This window comes from Methylomonas koyamae, from assembly GCF_001644025.1.
Classification (GTDB): Bacteria; Pseudomonadota; Gammaproteobacteria; order Methylococcales; family Methylomonadaceae; genus Methylomonas; species Methylomonas koyamae_A.
This window is the reverse complement of the sequence record NZ_LUUK01000081.1, coordinates 1-7,019: the sequence shown is the minus strand read 5'-3', so window position 1 is coordinate 7,019 and position 7,019 is coordinate 1. Positions and strand designations below refer to the sequence as shown.

Genomic DNA, 7,019 nt, shown 5'->3' with positions numbered 1-7,019 from the left:
GCGGATAACGCGGTCGTCCACTCGGTCACCGACATATCGGCGTGCAGCGGCGGCATACCGTTGCCGACCCCATTGCGCATATCCAGCTCGTGGGCGATCTCGTGAACGATTACGTTTTGTCCGGATTCCGGATATTCGATGTCTTCCAGGATTTCTTGCCAGGACAATATCAGCGGTCCCGCCGACCAAGCTTCCCCGGTCAGAATTCGCTGTTCTTGATGTACGACGCCGGCGTCGTCGACGTCTTCATGCGCCACGACGAAGGCGTCGGGATAAACCACGACATCCAACCAGCCGGACAGCAGAGCCAAGCCCAAATACAAAACCGGCAGGCAGCACTGTGCCGCGATGACGATGCGCATGTTGGTATTTAGATCAATATCCACGCCGACCAGGTTTTTTTCGCGGAGAAACAACGAGCTCATCACCCGTAAGCGGGCCAGTTCGATTGGCGTCAGTCCTTGCAGTAAAGGTAACTCAGCGGTGGCTTGGGTCCAGGTTTGGAAGGGAATGGCGTGGCCGCGTAGCCGATAACGTCGATAGGCGCGTTTGAATCGGTTTCTCATCAGGTCGTCGCGGTGGTGGTGATGGCCGAATAGCGGGTTCGTCCCGAACGGTTGATAGCAACCAATCTGGCGGATATTTCAACCGGGTCGGTTGCAAACCGGATTTAGTCGGCCACAATTGCAGCCGGTCGCGGTGCCGGCATGGTTTGGCACGGTCTTCGCTGGTCTCCAGTCGAGGCGGATTATAGCCCGGTCCGTGTTGACGGGCCGAGCGGACACATTTCAACCGGGTCTATTTTGGAAGCAGGAGCAGCGTATGCGGCAGTCTGATCGTGTTTGGCATCTTATGTTTTTTTGGCTTTCCGTTGCGGTGGCATTACCGGCCGCCGCCGCGCCGGAGCAAGCGCTGGACGTGGGTAGGGGAGAACGCCTGCTCATATTGGCGCCGCATCCCGACGATGAAAGCTTGAGCGCCGCAGGTCTGGCGCAACGAGTATTCGCCAACGGCGGCAGTGTCCGTAGCGTCGTCGTGACATCGGGTGACGCCTACGTCGATGCGGTGGTTCAGCAAACCGGCAAGCGCAAGCCGTCCGCGGCCGATTTTCTGGCGTTCGGCGAACGTCGCCTGGACGAATCGCGGCGCGCGGCCCAAGTGTTGGGCAAGGGTTTTCTGCATCTGGACTTGTTGGGCTTCTCGGACGGCAGCATCTACTCGGCACTGGTGTCGCATTGGCGGCGCAACCAGCCGATGCGCTCGGACTTCACCGGCTTCGACCATGTGCCTTACAGCGAAGCGGTCGATAGAGGCTACGCGCAAGACGGCCAGGACTTACTCAGCGAACTGGTGGCGATCTTGCGCGAGACCCGGCCGACCATGATAGCCTTCCCGGACGTGATGGAAAACGACTCGGATCACGCCGGTTTGGGTATGTTCACGTTGCTGGCCGTGCGCGATTGGCTGGCACGCGAACCCTCGCAAAACATTCATCCGAAAATGCTGGCCTACTTGATCCATTGGCGCCCCGGATGGCCGACCGGCTCGAATTGGGGGATCGCTCAGGACTGGAGCGGGCAACCCATGCAATTGCCCGACGATTTGCCGCTGCGCGGACATCGCCGGGTCTGTCTGAATTTGATGCCCTCCGAAGTGGCGACCAAGCGTCAAGCCATGGCGGAATATCAAACTCAGCAATTGATCATGGGCGACTTCCTGTCCTCCTTTGTCCGCAGCAGCGAGTGTTTCACCCAGCTGCAAACCGGCGATACCCAACGGATAGAAAATGTCGTCGAACATTGGCGCCATGTCCGCAAAGCCTTCGATAGTCACCCGCTGACTCGGCGAAAAATCTAGTTCGCGCTCGGATTGGCGTAACGCCGCGCCGATCCGAGCAATTTGGCGCGGCAGCGGTTCTTCGCCTTCATCTTCAGAGCTTGTCGCGTTCAGCCGATAGAGTCATCCGCTCGAACGGCTTGCCGTGGCGGTGCATAGCTTCGAACGGCGCGGTGTTCGCGGCGGCCGCCGCCGATCGCTCTCGGTTTTCGGCCGGATATTCGCCTGGAGGCTAAACTTCCACGCTTCGCTAGGTCCGCTGGACTTGGATAGTCGCCGGCTTTCCTTTACATCGCGGTACGTTCCCAGTACCGTAATCCGGATGGGCAACAGACCGGCCGGCTACCAAAGCCGCCAAGCCGGCGTTTCGCATCGATTCGGCGTTAAAACCAGCGCTACGTCCGGCCGCCGAACGCGAGCATCGCTTTCTGGCTAACAGGGTGGAAGTGCTGATTCACGGCTTTTGCGGCCAACACGGCATCGCCATTCCCAGCCAATCGACTAACCCCAATAACCCAGACTAAACACGCCACACCATCACCGATTCATGGCTATTAAAAAATCCGATCTTTATTCCTCGCTGTGGGCCTCGTGCGACCAACTGCGCGGCGGCATGGACGCCAGTCAGTACAAGGACTACGTGCTGTTCATGCTGTTCATCAAATACATCACCGACAAATACGCCGACAGCGACGACTTCGCACCGCCGGTGGTGATTCCGCCCGGCGCCAGCTTCAAGGACATGATCGCCCTCAAAGGCAAATCCGACATCGGCGACAAGATCAACACCCAAATCATAGCGCCACTGGTCAATGCTAACTCCCGTTTGGCGCTTAGCGATTTCCCCAATTTCAACGATCCCAACAAACTCGGCGAAGGCAATGACATGGTGGAGAAGCTCTCCAACCTGATCGGCATCTTCCAAAAGCCCGAGCTGGATTTCTCCAAAAACCGCGCCGAACACGACGACATTCTCGGCGACGCCTATGAGTACCTGATGCGCCACTTCGCCACCGAAAGCGGCAAGAGCAAAGGCCAGTTTTATACGCCGTCGGAAGTCAGCCGGGTCATCGCCAAAGTGATCGGCATCTCGCCGGAAAACGCCAAAGGCTCGACGATGGCTTACGACCCGACTTGCGGCTCCGGCTCCTTGCTGCTAAAAGTCGCCGCCGAAGCCGGCAAACATATTACCCTCGAAGGCCAGGAAAAAGACGTCACCACTGCCGGTTTGGCGCGGATGAACATGATCCTGCACGACTTCCCGACCGCCACCATCCTGTCCGGCAACACGCTGGCCTCGCCCAAGTTCAAGGATGGCGAAAACCTGCGCACTTACGATTACGTGGTCGCCAATCCGCCGTTTTCCGACAAGACCTGGAGCACCGGCCTGACGCCGGGCGACGATGCTTACCAGCGCTTTGTTTGGGGCGAGCCGCCGGCCAAACAAGGCGACTACGCCTATCTGCTGCACATCATCCGCAGCCTGAAAGCCAACGGCAAAGCCGCCTGCATTCTGCCGCACGGCGTGCTGTTTCGCGGCAATGCCGAAGCGGTGATCCGTCAGCAACTGATTCGCTCTGGCTACCTGAAAGGCATCATCGGCCTGCCGGCCAACCTGTTTTACGGCACCGGCATCCCGGCCTGCATTTTGGTCATCGACAAGGAAAACGCCACCGCCCGCAAAGGCGTGTTCATGATCGACGCCAGTAAGGGCTTTATCAAGGACGGCAACAAAAACCGCCTGCGCGAGCAGGACATCCACAAAATCGTCGACACCTTCGGCAAGCAAGCCGACGTACCGCGCTATGCGCGGATGGTGCCGCTCGACGAAATCGCCGATCCGAAAAACGACTTCAACCTGAACTTGCCGCGCTACATCGACAGCAGCGAGCCGGAAGATATTCAAGACATAGCCGGCCACCTGAACGGCGGCATCCCCGAGCGCGACCTGGATGCGCTGGCCGACTACTGGCAAGTGCTGCCCGGCGTCCGCGCCAGCTTGTTTGAACAGCTGCGTCCCGGTTATGCGCAACTGACGCTGCCGCTGGCCGAGGTCAAACCCACCATCTTCGGCCATGCCGAATTCGCCACCTTCAACGCCCAAGCGACTGAACGCTTTCAAGGCTGGCGAGACGCCACCACGCCATTGCTCACCGGCTTTGGCAAAGACGGCCATCCCAAAGCATTGATCGAAACCATCGCCGAAGACTTGTTGAATACCTTCAAGCCTGCGCCGCTGCTGGATGCCTACGACATCTACCAGCACCTGATGGACTACTGGGCCGAAACCATGCAGGACGATTGCTACCTGATCTCCGCCGACGGCTGGGTCGCCCAACCGACCCGCATCATCGAAACCGATAAAAAGGGCAAAATCAAAGACAAGGGTTGGGCCTGCGATCTGATCCCCAAGCCGTATATCGTCGCCCGCTATTTTGCCGACGAACAGGCCGCCATCGAGGCCAAACAAGCCGAACTGGAAGCCGCCAGCGCCAGCTTGGCCGAACTGGAAGAAGAACACAGCGGCGAAGACGCCATCTTTTCCGGATACGACAACATCAATGCCGCCGCCGTTAAAGACCGGATCAAGGAAATTTTGGCCACGGATGGCCTTATGTCGCGTGAGGCAGGGATGCTGGAAGCGACCGGTAATGACCAGGATGGCGCCGACGAGTTGAAAGTATTGAAACAGTGGTTGGAACTCGGCAACCAGATCAGCGCGCTGAAAAAGCAGGTCAGGGAAGCCGAAGCCGCGCTCGATCAACTGGCTTACGATCAATACGCCAAGCTGAGCGAAGCCGAAATCAAAACCCTGGTCATAGCCGACAAGTGGATGACGCACCTGTCCACCGCCGTGCAAGGCGAACTGGATAGAGTCTCGCAAACATTGACCGGCCGCATTCGCCAGCTGGCCGAACGCTATGCCGCGCCACTGCGGCAGTTGGAAGACGAGGTAAGCAAACTGGCGAGCAAAGTCGAGCGACATCTCACCAGGATGGGCATCACATGGAAATGAATCCTCCCAACGGCACAATAAGTCAGACACTGTCTGACCAATTGCGTTGGTCATATCGGGTCGAATGCCTCAAAATCCAGCACACTCTGGTACGTGCTCGCTACGCGCGCCAAACCACCGCCCAAGACGTATTTACCCCAAAATTGAAAATCTTATCGAGGACAATGCCATGCAAGTCGTATTAACAAAAGAATTGGTGATGGATAGCTCACATGGTGTTTTATTAGCCGACCTGCCCATTGCCACCGGCGAAAAATTCACCATCATCGTGCTTAAAGATAGCGACGCCGGCAGCCAGCAAGCCACGGAGCGCAGAACAGCCTACGCCCATCGCTTTGTAGTCGAGGGTATCGAACTGCCCGCCAGAGAAGCTTTATATGAGCGTTAACAGCTTTATCGATACCAATATCTGGGTGTACGCGCATTTTCAGCACGATGATCAAAAATGCGCGATTGCGTTGGAACTGATCGAAACCTTGCCGACATTAGTAAGCAGTACTCAAGTGCTCAATGAGTACTACAGCGTGATGCTGAAAAAGAAAATCGCCGACAGGCTTATTCAAGACAATATCGAGGTCATCATTTCGATTGCAGCCATCAAGACCATTCAAGTCACCACGATACGTTTCGCCCATCGGCTCAAAGTGAAATATGGTTTTTCCTATTGGGACAGTTTAATTGTCGCCAGCGCCTTGGAAGCCGATTGTCGGCAGCTTTATTCCGAAGACATGCAACACGGTCAGGTGATCGAAGACCGTTTGACCGTCATCAATCCATTTGTGAACCTTCGGTAACCGGAAGCATGGAACGTATGGCATGGAAATCAACCGTCTGTCCAATGCTCAACGGTTCATCGCTGCCGTGGAGCACGCCAACCCATGAGTAATCAATCAACACGCCCTGCCGAGGCGGTCAACGAGGCCAGCGCGGCTTATCGCTTGCAGGCTGGTAAGGCGGCTTTGCTTAGGCCGGGGTACAAGATGACGGAGGTGGGGGTTATTCCGGAGGATTGGGCCTCTTCTCCCCTTGGAAAGCACGCTAGTTTCCGCACTGGGCCGTTCGGGAGTGCACTTCACAAATCGGATTACGCTAATGATGGCATTCCGGTCATTAACCCAATGCACATTATCAATGGCAAGATCGAACCAACTCGAACAATGACTATCACGGAACAGGCGGCGAAGAATCTATCTGAATTTCGGTTGAAACCCGGCGAGATTGTCATTGGTCGTCGTGGCGACATGGGTAGATGCGCAGTTGTACAAGAGAATCAGTCGGGATGGTTGTGTGGAACAGGCTCAATGATCATTCGTCCACTGAATACTGATGCGGAGTTTTTGCAGCGGGTACTTTCGAGTCCACGGGCTATTTCGGCAATAGAGGACTCTTCAGTCGGAACGACGATGGTCAATCTCAATCAAGGCACTTTGGCCGGATTGAAGATTCAATTTCCTCCTCTCCCCGAACAAAAGGCCATCGCGGCGGCGTTGAGCGATGTGGATGCGCTGCTGGACGGGTTGGAACGGCTGATCGCCAAGAAGCGCGACCTCAAACAGGCCGCCATGCAACAACTCCTCACCGGCCAAACCCGCTTGCCGGGGTTTAGTGGGGAGTGGGAGATTAAGCGGTTGGGGGATTTGGCGAAATTCTACAAAGGCAAGGGCTTACCAAAAAGCGCCCTTACACCGTTCGGTTCTGAACCATGTATTCATTATGGTGAACTCTTTACTCAGTATGGCGAGACAATTCGAGAAACTATAAGCCGAACGGACAAGAACACTGGCGATTTTCGATCGGTCGCGAATGACGTTCTAATGCCAACATCCGACGTCACACCTCGTGGCCTTGCGAAGGCGAGTTGTGTAGTTATTGATGAAGTTGTATTGGGCGGCGACATTCTTGTGATCCGCACTGACCCTGCGCAAGTATGCGGTACATTCCTCAGTCATGTAATTCGCCGTGAAGAAGATCAAGTGCTCAGGCTCGTTACAGGTACTACGGTATTTCACCTTTATGGGACAGATATGAAGAAGTTCGTCCTCAAATTACCATTGCTTGCAGAGCAACAAGCAATCGTAGAGGTTCTTGCGGACATGGACGCCGAACTCGCCGTGCTGGAAGCCCGCCGCGACAAAACCCGCGCCCTCAAACAGGGCATGATGCAGGA

General features: G+C 56.2%; 6 protein-coding genes. 5 read left to right on the top strand and 1 reads right to left on the bottom strand.

Annotated features, from left to right (window positions below):
* Positions 1-566: zinc-dependent peptidase (locus A1355_RS07465; RefSeq protein WP_064026590.1), on the bottom strand; the 566-nt coding region annotated here is incomplete at its 3' end.
* A 286-nt stretch (positions 567-852) separates the two neighbouring features.
* Here A1355_RS07465 and A1355_RS07460 point away from each other — a divergent pair.
* From A1355_RS07460 to A1355_RS07440, 5 genes are all read left to right on the top strand, one after another.
* Positions 853-1,857: a PIG-L deacetylase family protein gene (locus A1355_RS07460; protein WP_064026588.1), complete on the top strand. Its 1,005-nt coding sequence runs from the start codon at positions 853-855 to the stop codon at positions 1,855-1,857.
* 526 nt (positions 1,858-2,383) lie between these two features.
* Positions 2,384-4,852 (top strand): type I restriction-modification system subunit M, encoded by a 2,469-nt coding sequence (locus A1355_RS07455; protein WP_064026585.1) that lies wholly within the window; start codon positions 2,384-2,386, stop codon positions 4,850-4,852.
* A 169-nt stretch (positions 4,853-5,021) separates the two neighbouring features.
* Positions 5,022-5,240 carry a hypothetical protein gene (locus A1355_RS07450; RefSeq protein ID WP_064026582.1) on the top strand — a complete coding sequence of 73 codons (219 nt, stop codon included), beginning with the start codon at positions 5,022-5,024 and terminating at the stop codon, positions 5,238-5,240.
* The gene (locus tag A1355_RS07445; RefSeq protein WP_064026580.1) at positions 5,230-5,646 is read left to right on the top strand and encodes a PIN domain-containing protein; all 417 of its coding nucleotides are present in this window, start codon (positions 5,230-5,232) and stop codon (positions 5,644-5,646) included. Before A1355_RS07450 ends, A1355_RS07445 begins: the two co-directional genes overlap by 11 nt.
* Positions 5,647-5,730: 84 nt before the next feature.
* A partial coding sequence (locus tag A1355_RS07440) for a restriction endonuclease subunit S (protein ID WP_064026578.1) occupies positions 5,731-7,019 on the top strand: 1,289 nt, incomplete at its 3' end.

Excerpts from the sequence above, each read along its gene's own strand:
- A1355_RS07460 (WP_064026588.1), top strand. The coding sequence starts at position 853 with ATGTTTTTTTGGCTTTCCGTTGCGGTGGCATTACCGGCCGCCGCCGCG.
- A1355_RS07455 (WP_064026585.1), top strand. The coding sequence starts at position 2,384 with ATGGCTATTAAAAAATCCGATCTTTATTCCTCGCTGTGGGCCTCGTGC.
- A1355_RS07450 (WP_064026582.1), top strand. The coding sequence starts at position 5,022 with ATGCAAGTCGTATTAACAAAAGAATTGGTGATGGATAGCTCACATGGT.
- A1355_RS07445 (WP_064026580.1), top strand. The coding sequence starts at position 5,230 with ATGAGCGTTAACAGCTTTATCGATACCAATATCTGGGTGTACGCGCAT.